The sequence below is a fragment of the Methanobrevibacter gottschalkii DSM 11977 genome (assembly GCF_003814835.1).
Taxonomy (GTDB): Archaea; Methanobacteriota; Methanobacteria; order Methanobacteriales; family Methanobacteriaceae; genus Methanocatella; species Methanocatella gottschalkii.
In genome coordinates this window covers 579202-599595 of record NZ_RKRG01000001.1, presented here as the reverse complement: position 1 = coordinate 599595, position 20394 = coordinate 579202, and the positions used below count along the sequence as shown (strand labels likewise).

General features: G+C 28.9%; 18 protein-coding genes. 5 read left to right on the top strand and 13 right to left on the bottom strand.

The window, feature by feature from the left end; genetic code table 11:
- The first annotated feature begins 39 nt into the window (after positions 1-39).
- Positions 40-228, top strand: coding sequence for a 4-oxalocrotonate tautomerase DmpI (dmpI, locus tag EDC42_RS02975; RefSeq protein ID WP_069574149.1), 189 nt, complete (start codon positions 40-42; stop codon positions 226-228).
- A gap of 105 nt (positions 229-333) precedes the next feature.
- Here dmpI and EDC42_RS02970 read toward each other — a convergent pair whose 3' ends face one another.
- On the bottom strand, positions 334-1272 hold the full coding sequence (locus tag EDC42_RS02970) for a hypothetical protein (protein WP_069574151.1): 939 nt from the start codon (positions 1270-1272) through the stop codon (positions 334-336).
- Between the two features lie 741 nt (positions 1273-2013).
- On the opposite strand from EDC42_RS02970, the gene EDC42_RS02965 reads away from it, so the two are divergent.
- On the top strand, positions 2014-3195 hold the full coding sequence (locus EDC42_RS02965; protein WP_069574153.1) for an AAA family ATPase: 1182 nt from the start codon (positions 2014-2016) through the stop codon (positions 3193-3195).
- A 271-nt stretch (positions 3196-3466) separates the two neighbouring features.
- Here EDC42_RS02965 and EDC42_RS02960 read toward each other — a convergent pair whose 3' ends face one another.
- From EDC42_RS02960 to EDC42_RS02935, 7 genes are all read right to left on the bottom strand, one after another.
- Positions 3467-6424, bottom strand: a complete 2958-nt coding sequence (locus tag EDC42_RS02960; RefSeq protein ID WP_069574155.1) for a DUF3427 domain-containing protein — start codon at positions 6422-6424, stop codon at positions 3467-3469.
- 6 nt (positions 6425-6430) lie between these two features.
- Positions 6431-6580, bottom strand: a complete 150-nt coding sequence (locus EDC42_RS09420) for a hypothetical protein (protein ID WP_158005575.1) — start codon at positions 6578-6580, stop codon at positions 6431-6433.
- A gap of 1 nt (position 6581) precedes the next feature.
- Positions 6582-6974: a (deoxy)nucleoside triphosphate pyrophosphohydrolase gene (locus EDC42_RS02955; protein ID WP_069574157.1), complete on the bottom strand. Its 393-nt coding sequence runs from the start codon at positions 6972-6974 to the stop codon at positions 6582-6584.
- A gap of 56 nt (positions 6975-7030) precedes the next feature.
- Positions 7031-8716 carry a PAS domain-containing sensor histidine kinase gene (locus tag EDC42_RS02950; protein ID WP_069574159.1) on the bottom strand — a complete coding sequence of 562 codons (1686 nt, stop codon included), beginning with the start codon at positions 8714-8716 and terminating at the stop codon, positions 7031-7033.
- Positions 8717-9525: 809 nt separating this feature from the next.
- Positions 9526-10002 (bottom strand): hypothetical protein, encoded by a 477-nt coding sequence (locus EDC42_RS02945; RefSeq protein ID WP_069574161.1) that lies wholly within the window; start codon positions 10000-10002, stop codon positions 9526-9528.
- A gap of 61 nt (positions 10003-10063) precedes the next feature.
- A complete protein-coding gene (locus tag EDC42_RS02940; protein ID WP_069574163.1) occupies positions 10064-10690 on the bottom strand; it encodes a type IV pilin in 627 nt (208 codons plus the stop codon).
- 68 nt (positions 10691-10758) lie between these two features.
- Complete coding sequence (locus tag EDC42_RS02935) at positions 10759-11193, bottom strand: hypothetical protein (protein ID WP_069574165.1); 435 nt, start codon at positions 11191-11193, stop codon at positions 10759-10761.
- 136 nt (positions 11194-11329) lie between these two features.
- On the opposite strand from EDC42_RS02935, the gene EDC42_RS02930 reads away from it, so the two are divergent.
- Entirely contained in the window at positions 11330-12022 is a 693-nt protein-coding gene (locus EDC42_RS02930; protein ID WP_069574168.1) for a CPBP family glutamic-type intramembrane protease, read from the top strand.
- A gap of 4 nt (positions 12023-12026) precedes the next feature.
- Positions 12027-12248, top strand: coding sequence for a hypothetical protein (locus EDC42_RS02925; protein WP_069574170.1), 222 nt, complete (start codon positions 12027-12029; stop codon positions 12246-12248).
- 131 nt (positions 12249-12379) lie between these two features.
- Here EDC42_RS02925 and EDC42_RS02920 read toward each other — a convergent pair whose 3' ends face one another.
- Positions 12380-13834 (bottom strand): sodium-dependent transporter, encoded by a 1455-nt coding sequence (locus tag EDC42_RS02920; protein ID WP_069574172.1) that lies wholly within the window; start codon positions 13832-13834, stop codon positions 12380-12382.
- Between the two features lie 54 nt (positions 13835-13888).
- Here EDC42_RS02920 and EDC42_RS02915 point away from each other — a divergent pair, with 54 nt between their 5' ends.
- A complete protein-coding gene (locus EDC42_RS02915; RefSeq protein WP_069574174.1) occupies positions 13889-14266 on the top strand; it encodes a DUF4258 domain-containing protein in 378 nt (125 codons plus the stop codon).
- Positions 14267-14286: 20 nt separating this feature from the next.
- On the opposite strand, the gene EDC42_RS02910 is transcribed toward EDC42_RS02915, so the two are convergent.
- From EDC42_RS02910 to ftsY, 4 genes are read right to left on the bottom strand one after another with little or no spacing between them, the layout of a single operon-like run.
- On the bottom strand, positions 14287-15828 hold the full coding sequence (locus tag EDC42_RS02910) for a hypothetical protein (protein ID WP_069574177.1): 1542 nt from the start codon (positions 15826-15828) through the stop codon (positions 14287-14289).
- 11 nt (positions 15829-15839) lie between these two features.
- Positions 15840-17579, bottom strand: a complete 1740-nt coding sequence (locus EDC42_RS02905) for a putative glycoside hydrolase (RefSeq protein ID WP_069574178.1) — start codon at positions 17577-17579, stop codon at positions 15840-15842.
- 43 nt (positions 17580-17622) lie between these two features.
- Complete coding sequence (locus EDC42_RS02900; RefSeq protein WP_069574180.1) at positions 17623-18705, bottom strand: CapA family protein; 1083 nt, start codon at positions 18703-18705, stop codon at positions 17623-17625.
- A complete protein-coding gene (ftsY, locus tag EDC42_RS02895; protein ID WP_069574184.1) occupies positions 18706-20031 on the bottom strand; it encodes a signal recognition particle-docking protein FtsY in 1326 nt (441 codons plus the stop codon).
- Between the last annotated feature and the right edge of the window lie 363 nt (positions 20032-20394).

The following is a 20394-nucleotide window of genomic DNA, read 5'->3' as shown; positions in this document are numbered from 1 at the left end:
TTTATATCCAATACTTAATATAGTTTAAATGGTGATAAAATGCCCGTAATTACAATAGCTGGAAATAAAGGAATAACTATAGAAAAGAAAAGAGAAATGGTCAAAAAAGTATCTGAAGTAGTATCTGAAGCATATGGTCTGCCAATAGAAGCAATAACCGTATTAATTCAAGAATATGACTTTGATGATATTGGAGTTGCTGGTGAATTGTTAAGTGACAGAAAATAAGTATTTGAATAGGGGAGAGTGACGAAAACTCCCCTCAGTTCAAACCAAAAAAGAACTTTGTATTTAATTTCTCAAATACAATTGATTATTAGTTTTGCTTTGTATTTATAAATTTGTTTTAGAATAACCATCATCTATTTTTTCTATGAGCTTTAATTCAATTAAACCATCTAAATTTCTCAATATCTTTTTATCAAAATTTTTAGAATTATATCTGATTAATGATTTTTTAATTTGATCGTAAGATGTATTTTTATCTATTGCATCAAAAACAGCTTGTTGAAATGGAGTTAAATTAAAAATAATTTGATTCAAAACGGATTCATTTTCACTGATATTCTCAAATGACCATATCCCATCCTTTGTTTTGACATTGAATTTTTCTTCCAATTCAGAGATTTTATCTTTTAGAAGATCCAAGTGAGGATAACTTGCAAGACCATATTTATGCTTTGATATTTTGGCTAAAAATTCCTCACGAATCTTTTTAATATCGATTTCATCTTTAGCTTTAAAATTGCCTAAAACATAAACATTGCTATCAATTACACTAATAACTCTGTAATTAAGTGTTTCATCATCAAATTCTATTTCATTAAATATGTTTACATCCCAATTATTATCCAACAGAATATTTCTAACAAATTGAGCATCATCTAAATTATCATAATATCCAAATATATACTCATCACCTGCAATCTGCTTTTTAATTACATATGTATCAAATACTTTTGTAATATTTAAACCATATGCTGAATTATTTGGATTTCTTTTGAATTTTCTAATAAGCTTTGTTATTACTTGAGAATCAGGTCGAGTATTGTATTTCGCAAGTAACCGTAATTTTTCATCAATTACGGCTAAAACCAAATACTTTTCTTCGTTTTTAATAATAGATGGCATTTTATCCAAATTCCAATCATATTTGATCAATAAATCCCTAATAAAAATAGTATCTTCATATGCAGTTATTTTTGCATAAATTTTAGAATTTTTAACTATATTAAAAGAATTTTTATTTTCCCGCAGATATTTCCTATCCATAATAATACATTTTCTTTTAAAATTAATAAAAATTATGGAAAACAGTTGAAAAAAATATACTTGAAACACAACCTATTTAAAGGTGAATTTCAAGTGTAAATGGATTTTAGTGCTATATTTTAGTAAAATTAATTAGATATTGTTTTTTAATGTCAAATAATATTAAATAATTGTTTTTAGATAAATTTGTGAAATTTACTTTTAAAACGCGAATCGCATGAAAAATCGTGACTTACTCACAGAGAAACTTTTTACTGTAAATACAATGTACTGCTTTAAAATTGAAAATTTTTGAAAAATCCTTATTTTTTTAGTTAATTATTATGATTTATGGAGTTTATTAAAAATTAATTAATGGGAATCTGTTTTTTAAGGATATGATGATTTTTGAAATTTTCATCAAAATATATTACATCCATTATATAAATTATTTTAATATTTAAAATTTAGTTTATAGTTTCTTAACAAGAGTTATGCCTACTGAATTATAGACAGATAAAATGTGCAAATAGTCCTTATATTTACGGTTTTTATCATTAAACTCAAATAAAGAATTTTCTAGAAATTATAAAATTTTTGGAAGTCCGTTAAAACCTTCAGTTTTATTGGTAATGTTATATGTGTTTTCTGCATTATAATGGAATTTCCATTACATAAGGTGATGTGTGTTTTATGCATTATAATGGAATTTCCATTATGTTTATATAAAATGTTTCTAAAAATATTAACTAAGGTGCTAATATGGCAAGTTTACCATTAGGAAATGACAATGATTTAGATGACACACAGTTCTATAATAGAGTAGAGGAGATTTCATTCATATGTGATAATTTAGAACTAACTAAAAAAGGATCAACTCCAACAATACTGCTTACAGGCATTAGAGGAGTAGGTAAAACTGCATTAATGAAAAAATTAAAAAAAGATTTTCAAAATGATTATTTAGTTGTTTATATGGACTTATCAGCAATGGATAAATTTAAAAAAAACGAACTAACCCGTTTTAGCTTTATGAAATTATTTTACGAGTCTATTATCAAAGCATTAAGGCATTCAAATATCATAACTATTGATACACAGATTTTAAAATATTTTAAAACACGCAATTTTAAATTAGATAAACTAAAATCAGTTGATAAAATTCCCATCCCTATTCTTAAATCAGAAGAGGATTATGCAAAATTCACTACTTTTGTAATGGATTTGCCCCAACAGATATATGATGATTGCAAAGATCATATTGATGGTGTTTTAATATTTATGGACGAATTTCAAATGTTAAAACAACTTGATGAAGATGTTAACGGATTTTTATGGTACATCAGAAGTGTTATTCAATCACAAAAACATATTGGTTATATTTTTTCCGGAAGCATGAGCGTTAAAGATGAATTGATTGCAGATATTGCAGGTCAAAAAGGAGCTTTTGGAGGTAGAATATTAAATTATGAACTTAAGACATTCCCATTTAATACAACAGAAAATTATTTAAAAGAAAAAGCAAACTATCTTAAATTTACTGATGATGGGATTGAAAGGTTTTATAAATGTACAAATGGAATTCCATATTATGTTAATAGTTTTGCAAGATTATTACCTCCTAATGAAGAATTAAATGAAAAAAAAATAATTTCTGAATTTAAAAAAGCCTTACCTTATTTATTGATTCATTTGACCAATGAATGGTATAAACTAAATAATCAAGAACAAAGAATTATCACTGCTCTTGTTGAAAAACCATTGAAAAGAATTGAAATAGCAAATAAATTAGGAGTAACAAGTGGAGCCATTGGTGCTTCCCTAAAATCATTGCAAAATAAAACTTTAATAGAATTAGATAAAGATGGTTATATGATATATGATTCTATTTTCAAAGCATGGCTAAAAAAGGAATACGAAGAAAAAGGAAATTATCCATATTAAAAAAATACCCATAAGTTATTTCATTGACAGTGAAATATCAAATTTAAAAAATAATGTTTATCTGATTGTAAATTGACATTTGAATAATGCTTATAAAGTTATTGTAAAAAAATTCTCTTCAAGAAAAGTAAACTATAAAAAGTAAAATTGGAAAAAATAGCCAAATCAATGTATTTTCAAAATAGAATAACTTAAAAGTAGAATTACGAAATATTAAAGATTTTAATGAAATTAAACATTGACAATGAATATAAAATATTAATAGAAACTGTTAATCATTTATAAAATAACTGTAAAGTTCATCTTTAACTTCAGGACTAATTTTAAATTTAAAATTAACAATTGGATGTTGTTTACCTTCAATTTCACGATAAAGCTGATCATGTTCTAATGGTGTTAGCTTACCAACATAATAAAATTCAATGCCTTCATCATTACTTTTCTGGATAAATAACTCAATATCCAAATCTGTGTAGTTAACAATTGGCTCTAGTTCCGAACTTGATATTTTTCTATTGTTTCTACTCATCCAGCTAAAGAGTTGTTTTGATAAAAATTGATCTTCATAATTAATAGTTTCTGAAATATCATCTTTTTTATCATAAGTTACAAAAATTGGACAAGTGTTGTATTTGACTTTATATCCTCCAATATTTTGAGCATTCATGAATCTTTCCCAATTTAAAAGTCTTAAAACGTCTTCTCTTGAGTATTTCTCATATAATCTAAATTTATCATTGCTTTTGTAAACTTGAGCATATTTAAATATCGCATATTTTACAGCATCTTCAAAATGATTTAAATAAACTGGATTGATTAAACAAGATTTGAAATAATGTGAAATCTCAAATTTAAAATCTTTATTATTTTCTAAATCATTATAGATTTCTTCATCAAAGTTAAAGAAAATGTCCTCATAATCAATGATTTTTTCTTTTGAAACAAAACTAGTGACAGTATTGGCTTGATAATCATCACTTGTCTCTTTTCTGTAAAAATTCATACTTAAATAATTAATAGCATTCCTAATAGATTTAAATTGATTTGAAAGACCATATTTCTCATTTAAATACTTTTCAATTTGATTAACAGTGAAATAATTATTAAATTTAAGACAACTTAAAATAACAAGTTCATGAGGCCTTATTCCTTTTATTAACTTTTTGGAAATGAATTTAAGAGATGCAACTTCTGCATCGCTTAGTGTTGAATTATAATCATTATCAACATAATCTAAAAAATTATGATATGAATCAAATCTGGAGTGATTTAAGATAAGTTCAGGATTAAATTCGCCGTTAATTGCAAAATCATGCAATGAAGGAATACGACCTAACTTATATTTTAAATTATTGTATTTTTCTTTAAATACGCCAATTTTTGAAAAAGAAGAATTATTAATTGACTCATATATACGTTTTCTGGAAATTTCATCAAAATTAATTGAAGAAGCACCGGGAATAATTTTATTTCCTTCCATTAAGTATTTACGAATTTTATCCTTATCATACGATCTATCTCCTGAAAGTGCAATGGGAATCATGAAATTATTCTTATAATTACCAATAAAATCAATTATAACAACATATTCCTTATTTTCATATTTCCTAAGACCTCTTCCAAGTTGCTGTATGAAAATAATTGGAGATTCAGTTGGCCTAACAAGCAATACCTGATTAATTTCAGGAATATCAACTCCTTCATTGAAAATATCCACAGTGAAAATAAATTCCAACTTATCCGGATTTTCATCATTAGTTAATCTATCAATAGCTTCAATCCTTTTCTCCTGTGAATCATCCCCTGTTAATACAGTAGAGTTATAACCTCTCCTATTAAATTCATCTGACAATAATTCTGCTTCTTTTTTTCTAGAACAAAATACCAATGCTTTTCTTCTATCGCCAGAATATCCATAAAACTCTGATTTTTCTATCAGATAATCAACACGTTTATCAGATGCAAGTAAATTAAAGTCTTCAAAAGAATCATCAATTTCACCATCACAAAACTCAACATCAGCAATCCCAAAGTAATGAAATGGACATAACAAATCCTCTTCTAGAGCTTCCTGAAGTCTAATTTCATGGGCAATATTATTATCAAACAGATCATAGATGTTAAATCCATCAGTCCTCTCAGGTGATGCAGTCATCCCCAGCCAGAATTTAGGCTCAAAATATTGGAAAATCTTTTGATAACTTAATGCACCGGCTTTGTGAACCTCATCAATAATAATATAGTCAAAATGATTTTTATCATATCTTCTAAACACATCATCTTTTGACATTGTCTGAATTGTTGAGAAAAGATAATTTTTATCATAATCTTTGGAATTTCCAGACAACAATCCGAAATTTTCATGATCTTTAAAGACATTTTTATAAGCATTAATTGATTGTTTTGCAATTTGTTCCCTGTGAACTAAAAATAAAAGTTTTTTAGGATTAAAATCATTTACTGCAAAAGCAGATGCATATGTTTTACCAGTTCCTGTTGCTGATACCAAAATAGCTCTCTTTTCACCTTGTTTGATGAGTTTTCTTAAGTTTTCAATAAACTGTTCCTGCATAATATTTGGAGTTAATGTGATATTTTTCTTTTTAATTTCAGCTGTAATTTTCCTTAAATCAGTGAAACGTTTATTGTCATTGTAAATTTTTTCATATTCTGGAAGAACATTGTTTAAATCATCAGCTTCCCTCCATAATGCGAAAAATTCGCTTTTAATTTCAGATAACATTTCACCTTCTTTTAGAGAAGTAAATTCAACATTCCACTCCTTATTTACAGATAATGCATTCATTGTTAAATTAGAGCTTCCAACAATACCCTTATAAACATCATCTTTCTTAAAAATATATCCTTTAGTGTGAAAACCTTCTTTTTCCTGACTGTAAATCTTAACTTCAATATTACCGAATTGTTGAAGTTTTCTTAAAGCTTTTGGTTCTGTAAAATTTAAATAATCAGTTGTGAGAATCTTACCTTTGATATTTTTTTGCTCCAAGTTCCTAAACTCTTCTAAAAGGGGAGTCAAACCACTTAATGTGATGAAAGCTGAGGATATTATAAATTCATCACAATTTTGAAGTTCATCACGAATTGAATTAATGACTTTTGTTTCTTTGCCATTATGCAATAGTTTTGGTCTGAAATCTAGGCTGGAATCCAGTTTTTCATCAATAAAAGCAGTTCTTGCACCATTTAAGATTTCATCCATATTCATTTAAATCTACTCTTTTTGAAGATGTTCAATTAACTGTTCTAGTTTTTCAATTTGGAGTTTAAAATCTTCTTCTCTTGGAGTTCCTTTAACTTTTTTAAGTTTAAGCTCTAATTCAACTTTTTTATTTTTTGCAAGTTCCAATCTTTTATCAATCATATTAATCCCTCATTGTTTCTTTTAAATAGTCAATTATCTGAATATCTGCTGGAATCCAGTTAATTGAATCCAATTCTTGTTTAGTTAACCATTTCGCATCATTGTGTTCTATGAGTTTTGGAGTTCCTTCTTTAATTATAGCTTCAAAACAACTCATTTTAAGATAAAAAGTAGGATATTGATATTCTAAGTCCAAGGCAAATTTTGTAGGTTCAATAACACAGTCAAGTTCTTCTTTGATTTCTCTTATAATAGCTTCCTCTTTTGTTTCATTATTTTCTATTTTTCCACCTGGAAACTCCCACATATCAGTGAATTCACCATAACCCCTTTTGGTTGCTAAAATTTTATTATCTTTTTTAATAATTGCTGCAACGACATTTAATGTTTTCATAACATTTTCCTCGATGTTATATTTAGCAGCATCCATTATAAATTTATTTTGGGAATTTAAATATTAAATGTTAATTTAAAATGCATTCCATCATCATTAAATACTTCATATTCCCCTTCTAACTGACTGATTAAAGAATTAATAATTCTCCAACCAAGACCAATACTTTTATGAGGGTTAAAGTCTTTAGGCAATCCCTTACCATTATCAGAGTAATGCAATATTAATTTATTATCAAATTTATCAACAGAGACATTAATTGCTTTATTATCCAACTCATAATCAACATAACCATATTTGATTGAATTAATAACAAGTTCAGTGATTATCAAAGATAATGGAACAAGTATTTCACTGTTCAATATAAGTTCATTATTGTTTGAATTATAATTAATACTGCCGTCATCACCAAATATAGAATACAACCCGCTAATTAAAGAATTCAAGTATTCTTCAACATTAATATCCTTAAAATTGTCCACATTATAAATTTTTTCATGAAGTAAGGAAAATGATTCGATTCTTCCAACAGTATTTTCAATAATCTTCTCAGGATTATTCTTATTAAACCTTTTTTCAAGAGATATGAATCTAAGTAGCAGATTTAAATTATTTTTTATCCTATGGTTGCTTTCACGTATGAGCATTTCCAGTTCCATATTATGATGCTTCAGTTTCTCTTGTTTTTCCATTTCACTTGTAACATCTTTTATTCCACCAAATGAAAATATTCGCCCACCAACGACTTTTATAGAATTAATTACATGTAATTTTTTGATTTGGCCTGTTTTTGGTGATTTGTATTCCCACACATTGTCAATTTTATCCAATTCACCTGATATTAATTTGCCCACTTCTTTTTTAAAGGCATCCGAATCAACAAAATTTCCACTAAGGCTTTTTAACTGCATGTGTGAATCTTCATTTTCATTAAGTTCAGCAATATCAACTGCCTCCTTCGAAATACAAAAATAATCACTGCCTATCTCATGAACATAACTACCAACACCAAGTTGATAATTACTATCAGACATTAAACTATCTAAAATTTTTAGGTTTGCCTCTTGCAAATGTTCTTTTGTAAGATCTTGTGCAGTCATGATAAGACGGAGAAAATTACCCTCATCATCAAAAACATTGTGGGCAGTGCCTCTCAGATATTTAGTTTTACCTGATTCAGTAATAATTGTAAAATCTTCCACATAAACATCATCATCGATGTTGGGACGATTATCTGCAATGTTATCCAAATTTTGAACAGTTATAGAATCAAAAATATTATTATTTTCATCTCCAAGCCTAGGTTCACGGTCAATTAAAGCATAAGTCTCAGGAGTCCAATGATATTTACCTTCAGCATCTTTAAAATGAATTGACATGGACATGACATCCTGTACATCCCCAATAACAGAATTAAGTGCAATTAATTCCTGATTATTAATTATTTGATCAGTTACATCTTCCAGAATAAAGAAATGACCAATTAAAGCACCATTAGTATTAATTGTCTCTTTCTTTACATCAATCCAGCGATTTTTAACATTTAATGATAATTCAATTTCCTCTTCCCCAGAAAGAATGAAATCCGCAAAATCAGCAGGCATTTCTAAATCATCAATATGTTTTCCTGTCAAATCCTCTTCAATGTCAAAAAAATTTGCAAAACTATCATTATACCCCTTAACACAATAGTTCCCATCAAAGAATATGACATGAGCACCAATGGACTTTTCAAAATTCATGTATTAATATCTTGAATAAACTGTATATAAATATTATCTAAAATAAATATAAAAAATTGAATAATAATTATTTTTCACAATAAACTATAATATAAATTTTAAAAAAAATGAAATATATTCTTATTATTAAAAAATTTTTCAATAAATATAGATATAAATAATAAATTTAAAATAATATTTGCATATGATTAATTTTAAATAGTGCTTTTTATACAATTAACATTACTTTAAATTTCCCGTATTCAATTTCACAAGCAAATTCTAAAAAGTGAACAAATAACTTATCCCCAAACTACCACCAGTTAAAGTTGGTAAACAAACATGAAATCTATTAATTGTTGATAAATAGAGAGCATTATTTTAAATTTAACAAAAAATAAATAAATCAGTGAAAAGTAATCTAATTAAATATACATTTATAATAAAATTTAAGAAGAGACATATAAAGTGATAAAATGGATTTAAGAGCAATATTATTTATTTTATTATTAGTAATTGCAATATTGTTATTCCTCGCTAGACGCTGAAAAATCAGAATAAAATAACACATTATTTGGATAATCCAATTAAATTGTAAAGATAATGAAAAATAGTAATATAAGAGTTATATTATGAATAATAGAAAATCAAACTATAACCTTAAAATATAAGATATTAAAATAAAATCTTCTTTACTTAAGATTGAACATATTATTAATTTTTTTCTATAACCCCCTATAAGATATGAATAACGTATAATATTATACACTTATAACACACCAACAGAAAGCAATTATAATATTATTCACCATACAGCAAAGTTCATCACTTTAATATGTTTTATAAGAAACCTTAGCTTTATATGGTACATACCCTTTTATTAGTGAAGTAGAAATATGTCCACCACCATTTCCTTTAACTGTTTTTGTTTTTACTTTTCCTTTTTTGTTTTTAAAGAAGAATTTTGCTTTAATAAGTTTTGTGTGGTGTGGTTCTATGTCTCCATCAAGACCAGATCCGATATACCAGGAAGTTATCCCAGTACCTTTTTCAAATTGCATGTTTCCTTTATATTCAACATAGCCTGCAATTGCGTCGCCGTTTTTAAGTTTTATTGCTTTTGGAGCCCATAAAACACCAGGTTTAAAGTTATAAATTTTAACAGTTAGTGTTTTTTGTTTGGTTAATTTTTTAAGCATTTTTGTTGCTTTAAAATCCTTTAAATTTTCTGCACAAACGCTTCCAATGATTAAGAAAGCACTAATTAAAATTAAAAATATTATTATTGTTTTTTTATTGAAACTCATAATATCCCTCATTTAATAGTATGGATACAGATTATTGTTTAAAAAAGAAAATAAATGAAGTTTAATTTGAAACTTCATTTCCTTCTTCATCTACTGTAGGCAACATTTCATTACCATTTTCATCATAGTCAGCATCCAAACCACCATCATCATCACTGCTACTACTACCACCATAATCATTACTTCTACTTGGTGTGTAAGATTGGCTTTGAGATGAGGATTGACTTGACTGAGTACTACTTGCATCAGCAGTAGTGGTTACCGTATCCTCGTCGACAGGATATGTTGGATCATCATCACTTTCTCCTGCAATGATTTTTAATTTTTGAGATACACTACTTGAAGTGTAATTTTCATCACCTTCAAATGTTACATTAACATCATATTCTCCAGCACTCACATTTGTCAATCTAACTCCAACAACACCATTAACATATGTTTTAGCAGTTTTATCAACTACGATTTTACCTTCTGAGTCTTTAACGCAAACATGGACAGTTTTATTTTTTAAAGCTGTGTTTTCACCATTTGTCAATTTAATTCCAATAGTGCCATTTTCATGAATGGATCCATTACCCATAATGGTTATTTTACTATTGTCCTGACTATTTGATGATGTAAGCATAAAACCTGCCACAACAGCTATAATAACAACAATAATAGCTGCAATAATTATTTTTTTATTCAAATAATCACCTCACTATTTGATAAAAATATGCATATTAGTTTTAAAAAAAAGAAAAATAGAATAAAATATTATTCTATAATAAATCCTTCAATTGCATCTTCATTATTGGTAGTAATTACTACTAATTTACCTTCTTTTGCATAATCAAATGATGTAAAAGTACCATTATGTACTATGTAACCATCTACACCACCAATTGTTTTAGGTTCATCAGCAATACCCTTTGCAATTTTATTGGTTACTTTATGACCATCATATTTTGCAACAAGAATATTTACAACATCCCCTTTGTCATTTTCAAATAATTTACCATTGTTAATGTATTTGATTCCACCTTGCTCTTTTTCCATGTTTACGATTTCATGACTTTTATCTTCTGTAAAACCGTCCGGAACATTAAAATCAAATCCTCCAATAGTTACAGTTTCAGCAGCATAAACAACTGAACCAAAAGCAACAGCAGCTATTAAAACTAATAATACACCTATAATTTTTTTATTCAAAATACTACCCCCATTTAAGAGTGATTAATATTATGTTATCTTGATAAATAAAGTTATTGAAAATCCGTGAACAATGTAAAATTAAAATATAACTTCAATGCAAAATACTAGTAAGTATTTTAATTTAAGTGATATGATGGTTGAATATTTTAATTTTGAAAATAAAGAACGTGACATTCCATATTATAATCATAATCCAAGACTCACAAAGCACGCTTGGATTGTGTTACTCTCCAGTGTATTAATATCATTCATATTCTATGCCCTTTTTGAAGATGTATCTGAATTTTTTGCAAGTTTTATATTCTGTGCTATTTTACTCGTTCCTTTAATGTATTATTCCGACTGGGATTTCTCCCTAATATTTCACAGGCCGACAAAAAGTGAAATTAAACTTGCATTAATTCTTTTTATTGGTTATTTAATTTATGCAATAATACTGGGGGGAGTTATAGAAGCACTTTTAAGCATTACTACAACAACCAGCGAACTTACAGTTAATGCAGAATCATTAATTTCGCTTGTATTTTCAATGATGGCTGAAGAATTAATTAAATTCATACCATTTGTATTTATAATGAGATTAGTTTATAAAAGTACCAGCAATCGTAAATTATCAATTATAACATCCACATTTATCGTTTTAATATTTTTTGGACTTCTCCACTATGATTTTGAAACATCAATTATTTCAGTGCTGTTACTTCAGGGACTTGGATCATTATTTGAGCTTTATGGATACATTAAAACTAAAAACTTATTTGTACCCTATTTAAGTCATCTTCTAACAGATGCCGTGATTTTTATATTAATATTATTTGGATTGTGATAAGATGGTAAGAAACAAACGTTTAAATGCAGTAATTTCATTTATACTTCCGGGATTAGGTCAAATATTAAATGGTGATGAAAAAAGAGGAATAAAATTCCTTATCGGAATGGTTGTACTCCATATAGTGATTTATTATGCTTTAAATAATGTAGTGGGAAGCATGATTTCAACACTATACCATGCATATTCTGCTTATGATGCATACAAAACCTGCGAAATGTAGATGAAATTAAAGTGATTATTAAAATTAAAGTATTAAATCAATTAAATAGAAAATAGCTTCAATAATTTATGATTAAAGTTCTTAAACTATTAAATTATTAAAGTTAAAATTAAGAATTCAAATGGGGAAAATCATTCCCCACTTGGTTTGAGTTTAGTTAAGAAAACAGCAGATACCAAAACTGAAGCGATAATTATCAAATCAATTGCTATCTCAAAGACATCTGCAGTTGTAAACAGTTGCACAATACCCACAACCCACATAATTATTAAAACAAATGGGAGCAAGTATTTAATTACAAAAATCCATTTTTTACCAACTGTAAAAGATGAATATTCATTTAAAAGCGGCAAAAAGTGTTCAACACCATAGACCCATGCAAATATTATACATTGCACACCAATTAAAAGCAGAATGCCGAATTCATTTACAAATGAATCAATAATACCAACTACATAGCTACTAATTCCAGTTGTTAGAAGAACTGAAAATGCACAACCAATAATTGACAGTACACTAGCCGCTTTTTTACGGGACCATCCTAGTTTTGCTGAAGTTGAACTCAACATTGGTTCAAAATATCCTAAAGCTGAAGTAATACCTGCAAATAATATTGCTAAAAATAACATTGGAGCTAAAATACGGCCAACTGACCCCATAATATTGAAAATCATTGGAAAAACAATAAATACTAAACCAGTGCCTTCAGTAATTAAGTCAGTTATGGGCGTTCCATTTATGAAAGACATATAACCCAATATTGAAAATACCCCGAATGCAGTACAGACTTCAAAAGCAGAGTTAGCAAACACAACAATCAGTACATTATCAATTAATTTAGAGTTTTTAGGCAAATAACTGGCATATGTAATTGCTATAGCCTGTCCCATACTTAATGAAAATATAATCTGCGCAAATGCCGCAAGCCAGATATTTACATTTAAAAGACCATTCCAGTTAGGATGTATAAGGGCATTTATCCCAACCACAGATCCGGGAAGTGTTAATGCATAAACAATAATAATTCCCATAATAACGAATAGAGCAGGAATAAGAATCTTAGATACCCGACCAATACCACTATCAACATCCCTGTGTGATATAAACCATACTGAAATCCATAATAATAACACACAGACTGTAGTAGGAATTAATAAAAAGTTCGCATTAGTTAAATCAGAGCTTCCGCCAACAGTGTTCACAAAGTAAGATGCAGTATCTGTTCCCCAATTAAATGTGAAACTACTAAATAGATATACCAGATCCCAACTTAGAATTACCAGATAATAAATTGTAACAACAAATACAAATAATACCAAAATCCAGGCGATCACTTCAAACTCCGGCTTGATTTTTCTCATAATACTTGAAAAAGATTCCTTAAATGAAAATCCCACACCATATTCTAAAATTAAAAAAGGAATCCCCATAATAGCTATTGCAATAAGATAAGGAATGAAAAATGATCCCCCACCATTAGAATAAAGCACATAACTGAAACGCCAGATATTACCAAGACCAACTGCCGCTCCAATCATTGCAAAAATAAACGATATAGATGAATCCCATTGCGGTTGTTCAGACATACATATTACATTTGTAAAAATCTATATAATAAACTTTACACATACAAATTTGTAATGAATGCATTCGATAAATTTTTAATAGGAGACACATCATCAATAAATTGGTGTTTTGAAAATCGCCATTTCCTGGACAGGCTGCAAGATAATGGAATCTCCAGACAGTATGTTGTTGATTGTCTAATGAACGAAGAACCAATTAAATATGAACATATTGACAGCAGCACTTATGCTGCAGTATATGACGCTCCATCGAACAAGGATTATAAAGAAATTCGAATTTTAATGGCTGTTAGTGGAAACTCGATTGACCTTGTAACGATAATGAGAAATAATGAAACAACAACCGAGCGCCAGAAAAGACAATACCAGTCCCAAAAACATAAAAATATAGAAAAAAAGAGATTGAATGCAATTTCAAAAAGAAAATGGTGAGCGGTAAATGCTGTTTGCCACTAAACTTTTTTAAAGTTCAAATAATGAGTTAGTCCAATTCTAAACAGTATAGAACCAGTAGCTCCGCCAGCTTTAGAGGATTTTGCATCTTTCAATAGTGCGGAATAAGACAATTTTTTAACATTATTATCTGAGTGGTATGTCTGAAGACCGCCCCAGATTACAGCACTTTTTGATTGTGATTTATATTTACTTACAATTTTTGTAATCCAAGCAGTTTTTTGATTAAAATTACCTTTATAAACCATTGGAACAATCACATCCAAATATTTTCCCATTGTAGGAATATCCTGACCATACCAAGAAATCATCTTTGAAATTTCGGGCATGACTGCAGCAGAAACAATGCAATTAGGTTTAACTTTATGAATTCCCAAACTTGTTTTTTTAACAATATAATTTATAGATTGTGTAGATGTTTTATACAAATGAGCAGTTCCGCCAAAACGGACATAATCCAAGTGAACCCCATCAATGCCGGGTATTTTAGCATAACTGATTGCTTCTTTGACTTTTTTATTTATAAATGAATATTTAAATGAACCATCTTTGTTAACAGGACGAACCCATTTATCCCCGCGAATACAACATACTTGCATCCACAGATGAACTTTAATCCCATATCTGTGTGCTTTTTTAGCAAAAGAAATAACAGAAGATTTTCCATAAACTGAAATAGCCTGCACATGTAAGAAAATATGTTTTGTTCCAAGTTTTGAAAGGGATTTGAGATTCAAATGTTTCATATGAGCTGGCCAAAGCCAATACCCGTTACCTTTTCCAATTGGAGCTTTTACCTTTATTTTATAAGATCCGTGAGAATGTGAATACGGTGATTTTTTATAAAATGAAAATCCGACAGTGAAAGACCCTTTTTTTAAGTTTAAACAAACTTCAGCATAACCCTTTTTATCGGTTTTTGCAATATACATCTTACCATTGACTTTAAAAGTTACAGTTTGACTTTTAAGAGCTTTTCCATTCCCATCAATCAAACGGACAATGAAGGTATTCTTTAAATCTTGCCTATAATTAATATTTTTATCTGCACAATAAATTTTTGTTTTGATGGGAGTTTTAACAATTACAGTAGTTGTTTTTTGACAAGGATTAATGTTTTCATCCCCACCATAAGAAAACATTGCATTATACTTTCCTTTTGCGAGTTTAACATTTAAAACAACTTTACCATTAGCATCAGTGGTTTTATTGTATGAAACATTACCGACAGAAATAATAATATTTTTTCCATTTAATGGATTGTTATTCGACAATAATCTGACAGTTATTTTGGTTGAAAAGGTTTCATAAGTTACTACGTTAGAAGATACAAAAGAGGAATTAGTTTTTATTGTTTCATTTACCCCATCATCATATATTGAATTCACACCAATGCGAGTAATATTTGAAGAAGTTGACGTATCAGCTTCCCCAAGAATTGAATCGTCCGTCTTATTATGATCACTATCACCAGCGCATACCGAAGAAATAGATAGTGCTATGATAATTATAACAATAAATACACTTAATTTATTCATCATAAGATTACCTGTCATAACTTATTAAAGTTAATCAAATTAGTTAGACCATACCTAAATAAAATTACCCCATCTGCTCCACCTGCAGCCGCCGCATCAGCATCTTTAAGTAAAGCAGATGAAGTCAGCTTTATCGGAGACCTATCAGAATGGTAAGTCTGAATTCCAGACCATATTTTAGCATGACCTGATTTTTTAACAAATTTTAGAGTCGTTTTTTGAATCCAGGAAGATCCCGCATTATAATTGCCTTTATAAATCATTGGAATGATTACATCCAAACACTTGCCCATTGTTGAAATATCCTGACCATAGTAATATTTCATATCTGATGGTTCCGGCATTACTGCTGCTGAGACAATGAATCTTGAATTAATTGCATGAATTGCACTAGTTGCAGCTTTTGTAAAGTAATTGATTGCATTTACACCATTTGAATATTTATAAGCATTGCCGGGATATCTCAAATAATCAAAATGAATTCCAGCAACCCCTTTTACTTTCGCATATTCTTTAGCAAGATTAATTTTTGATTTTATCAGACCATAGTTGATTTTGCCCTTTTTAACCGGATTAATCCATTTATCATTGTCATCATTAAACACTTTCATCCAGAGATGAACCTTAATACCATAACCAGATGCAGTTTTGATAAATTTCTCAACATCCGATCTGCCCCATACATCAATTGCTTTTGCATAAAGGAAAATATGTTTTGTTCCAACCTTTTTAAGTGATGCTAAGTTTGCTTTTTTCATATCCGAACTGAACATCCAAAGTCCGTTATTAACCGCCTTAGATTTTATATGGATAGAATATTTTTTTAAAACAGATTTATAATAAGAAGTCTTGGCTGATGAAACTTTTAAACTATGAGTTCCCCAACTTAATTTAAGGTATATGGTTGCAATACCATTATTGTCCGTGTATTTTGTATATGTTCTGCCATCAAGAGTGAATGTTACTTTTTTATTTTTAAGTATGTTTCCTCGCCCATTAACTAATTTTATTTTAAATGGGGCTGAAACTTTATTTTTATAAGTCAGTGAATTTGCTTTAATTATCTTTTTAGGCATGCCCTTAATTACATATACAATAGAGCTTCCACTGACTTTTTTAATATTTTTTTCACCAGCATATGAAAATTTAATAGGATATCTGCCTGCCTTTAAACCAATAGGAAGGCTGGCCACTCCTTTTGAATCTGTTTTTTTACTATAAGATTTTCCGTTGATTGTAAATTTAACAATCCTATTTGATAACGGAATTCCATCAGCAGTCAATGTAATCTTATATGTATTTTTAAAGCTGATATGTTTAGCATAGGAATAATGTTTTTTAAAGCCGATGTAAGATTTATAAGCTGACGCTTTTATCTTAGAATTTGATGTTGTAATAACAAGAACTTTAGTTGAAGATTTAAATGGAGTAAATCCCGTTTCATTAAATATGTATTTGACAGTGTGTGTTCCTTTTGAGATATTCAATAATAGTTTTGCACTGCCTTTCCCGTCGGTTGTTGTATTTATTACTAATCCATCATCAATAGTGAAATAAACTGTTTTATTTACAATTACTTCATTATTTTCATCTTTTAAACTTACAGTGAAATTTGAATCCTTTAGATAATTAGTATTACTAACCTTACTAAAAGAAGCATTCTTCACTGGTTCCACATACTGATTAGCTGAGTCAACACTATCATTATTCACTTGTTGCATCTCACTATCGCCTGCACTAACACAAGAAATCATCAGTGCCAATAAAATAAAAGTGAGAATGCCCAAATATTTATACTTAATTTGAATCGCCTTCCGTTAAATTAAATCTTAATTTACCAACACCATTTGAAACTTCTAATTCATCAGCATTAGGATTCAATTCATTTAATAATGAATTACCGCTATCTGAGTCCATATAATGCGGCAGGTATCCCGAAATTACAATTGGATAAACACTGCATTCACCAGTATTATTTACAAGATCAATTTGAACAAAGTAAGCAGAGTGCGTTGCGGGGTTTGATTGGTCAAATATGAAGTTTCCCAAACTATAAAATATCGGTTTTCCATTATACATCTCAATTCCCTGAGTCACATGAGGGTGAGATCCTAAAACCACATCTGCACCAGAATCTATTAATTCATGCGCAATTTTAACTTGATTGTCATTTGGAGAGTTTGAATATTCATTTCCAAAGTGCATATAAACTACAATCAAATCAGAGCCATTATTTTCTTTAATCTGCTTTTGTGCATCTGCTAGGTCAAATACGGAGTAACCGGGATTAGAACCATTTGCATAAGGCATTACATCATAAGAATATTCTGCAAAGTTGTCCGAATCCATATAATTTAATATGGTTATATTTCTACCATTAATTTCCTGAGTTACTGCATTATGCGCTGTTTTTTCATTTTCACCAGCACCGATGGGCGTTATTCCTGCATTTTTAAGGTTTTCAATTGTATCCTTCATTCCATCAATACCATAATCAAATGCATGATTATTTGCAAGAGAAGCTATTGTGTTATTGTTCCCCTTTGCAAGTGGAACATATCTCGGGTCACATTTAAGTGGAACATCACCCTTAACTGCATTTTCAGAAGAAGTGGCCGCATTTTCAAAATTAATCAGTAATAAATCAACATTGGAAGTTACATTACTGACACCTGAAAAAGGAGATGAATCAGCACTTAAAACACCCGGCATGTTACGAGCAAACATAACATCCCCTGTGATAGCTATTGAAACATTCCCTTTTGGCTCTGCTTTTGAAAATGAATCGTTAGCATTTGATAAAAGTGATGCAGTTGTAGCCATTGTAATTAAAATAGCTAAAACCACGCTTAAGATTAAATTAATCTTACTGATTTTCATTTAATCCTCTATGATTTCAGATTCATCATTATCACTGAATAACTGATTTAACATCCATTCAGAATCATATTCCATGATATCATCATATCCCTGACCCATACCAAGGAACAGAATTGGTTTTTTAATTACATAACCGATTGAAAGTGAGGCTCCTCCTTTACTGTCCGCATCGGCTTTGGTCAATATTACGCCATCAATATCAATAGCTTCATTGAATTTCTTAGCTTGTTCGGTTGCATCATTACCTGTTAAAGCATCACCTACAAATATTACTAAATCTGGTTTTGAAACTCTCTTAATCTTTTTCATTTCATCCATAAGATTAGTATTAGTCTGCATCCTACCAGCAGTATCAATTAAGACTAATTCTTTTCCTTGTGCACGGGCGTGTTCAACAGCATCATATGCAACAGCCGCCGGATCTGAACCTTTTTTATGCTTAATTATTTTAACGCCAACATTATCAGCATGATATGTCACTTGTTCAATAGCCCCTGCTCTGAAAGTATCTGAAGCAGCAATAACGGGAGTATAACCTTTTTTCATATAGAAATTCGCCAGTTTACCAATAGTTGTTGTTTTTCCAGTACCATTTATTCCAACAAACATTACAACTAACGGCCCCCCTTCAGCTTTTTTATCTTCAATCATTTCAGTCATAGACTTACTTGGAATACTGATGATATCAGATACTGCATTTTTTAAAGCTAAAAATGTGTATTCAGTAATATCATTACTTCTTTTGATTTTTTTACCTACAAGGTCTTCTTTTACACTTTCTACAATTTCATTAGCCACTTCCATTGCAACATCACCTTGTAAGAGCTCCATTTCCAGTTCAAATAATATATCCTCCACATGTTTTTCCTGAATGGTTTTTTCACGAACAAAAGAGAATATCCCACCACCAGCCTCACCATCAACAGAATTATCTTCATTGTCTTTATTCCTGCTCCAGAAGTGAGATTTTTCCTCATCTTGCGATTCCTCAATGATTTTTTCTTCATCAGAAGTTTCTTCAATATTTTCTTTAGCAGATGAACCTCTCAATCTGGAAAGTAAACCTGATTTTTCATCAACATCCTCTTCAATAGAGTCTCCTCCGGGAATTTCATTTTCAGTTTCTTTTCCTACAGTCCCTTCAGCTTCAGAAAGTAAATTAGACTCATCTTCTTCCATATTTTCTTTTTTACTTCCAAATGAAAAGAAAGAAAACTTTTTACCCTCTTCTTCTTGAAGATTGTCCTCTTTTTCAGCCTCTTCAATAAGTTCTTCTTCTAGCTTTTCACTTGTACGTGAAAATTTCTTTTTCAATGATTCAAACAAAATTAATCCAACCTATTAGTTAGTTAAAAAATTTAATTACTCATATTTATATTTATTATAATATTTAAAAAATAAGAATTTTAGTTATATTTATATGAAAAACTATGAATAAAAAAATAATTAGAAGACTGTCAAATAAATAATTTTTTCTAATTTTTTTATTTTTTATTTGAATTCAACTTAAAAGTCTTATTTTATTATTATTCCTTTTAAAAATAGTTAATTATAATTATATGATAAGATAAACAGTTAATTAATAACAAAAAGTCAAAACACATCCAATATATTTAATTTTTATCTATTTTATAACACTTATAGTTAATTACAAAACTTTTGTTATAAATGTTTCGAGCCATTTGTCAT

Bases quoted from the DNA above. Each gene is read 5' to 3' on its own strand.
- dmpI (WP_069574149.1), top strand. From the start codon at position 40: ATGCCCGTAATTACAATAGCTGGAAATAAAGGAATAACTATAGAAAAG.
- EDC42_RS02970 (WP_069574151.1), bottom strand. From the start codon at position 1,272: ATGGATAGGAAATATCTGCGGGAAAATAAAAATTCTTTTAATATAGTT.
- EDC42_RS02965 (WP_069574153.1), top strand. From the start codon at position 2,014: ATGGCAAGTTTACCATTAGGAAATGACAATGATTTAGATGACACACAG.
- EDC42_RS02960 (WP_069574155.1), bottom strand. From the start codon at position 6,424: ATGAATATGGATGAAATCTTAAATGGTGCAAGAACTGCTTTTATTGAT.
- EDC42_RS09420 (WP_158005575.1), bottom strand. From the start codon at position 6,580: ATGATTGATAAAAGATTGGAACTTGCAAAAAATAAAAAAGTTGAATTA.
- EDC42_RS02955 (WP_069574157.1), bottom strand. From the start codon at position 6,974: ATGAAAACATTAAATGTCGTTGCAGCAATTATTAAAAAAGATAATAAA.
- EDC42_RS02950 (WP_069574159.1), bottom strand. From the start codon at position 8,716: ATGAATTTTGAAAAGTCCATTGGTGCTCATGTCATATTCTTTGATGGG.
- EDC42_RS02945 (WP_069574161.1), bottom strand. From the start codon at position 10,002: ATGAGTTTCAATAAAAAAACAATAATAATATTTTTAATTTTAATTAGT.
- EDC42_RS02930 (WP_069574168.1), top strand. From the start codon at position 11,330: ATGGTTGAATATTTTAATTTTGAAAATAAAGAACGTGACATTCCATAT.
- EDC42_RS02925 (WP_069574170.1), top strand. From the start codon at position 12,027: ATGGTAAGAAACAAACGTTTAAATGCAGTAATTTCATTTATACTTCCG.
- EDC42_RS02920 (WP_069574172.1), bottom strand. From the start codon at position 13,834: ATGTCTGAACAACCGCAATGGGATTCATCTATATCGTTTATTTTTGCA.
- EDC42_RS02915 (WP_069574174.1), top strand. From the start codon at position 13,889: ATGAATGCATTCGATAAATTTTTAATAGGAGACACATCATCAATAAAT.
- EDC42_RS02910 (WP_069574177.1), bottom strand. From the start codon at position 15,828: ATGATGAATAAATTAAGTGTATTTATTGTTATAATTATCATAGCACTA.
- EDC42_RS02905 (WP_069574178.1), bottom strand. From the start codon at position 17,579: ATGATTTCTTGTGTTAGTGCAGGCGATAGTGAGATGCAACAAGTGAAT.
- EDC42_RS02900 (WP_069574180.1), bottom strand. From the start codon at position 18,705: ATGAAAATCAGTAAGATTAATTTAATCTTAAGCGTGGTTTTAGCTATT.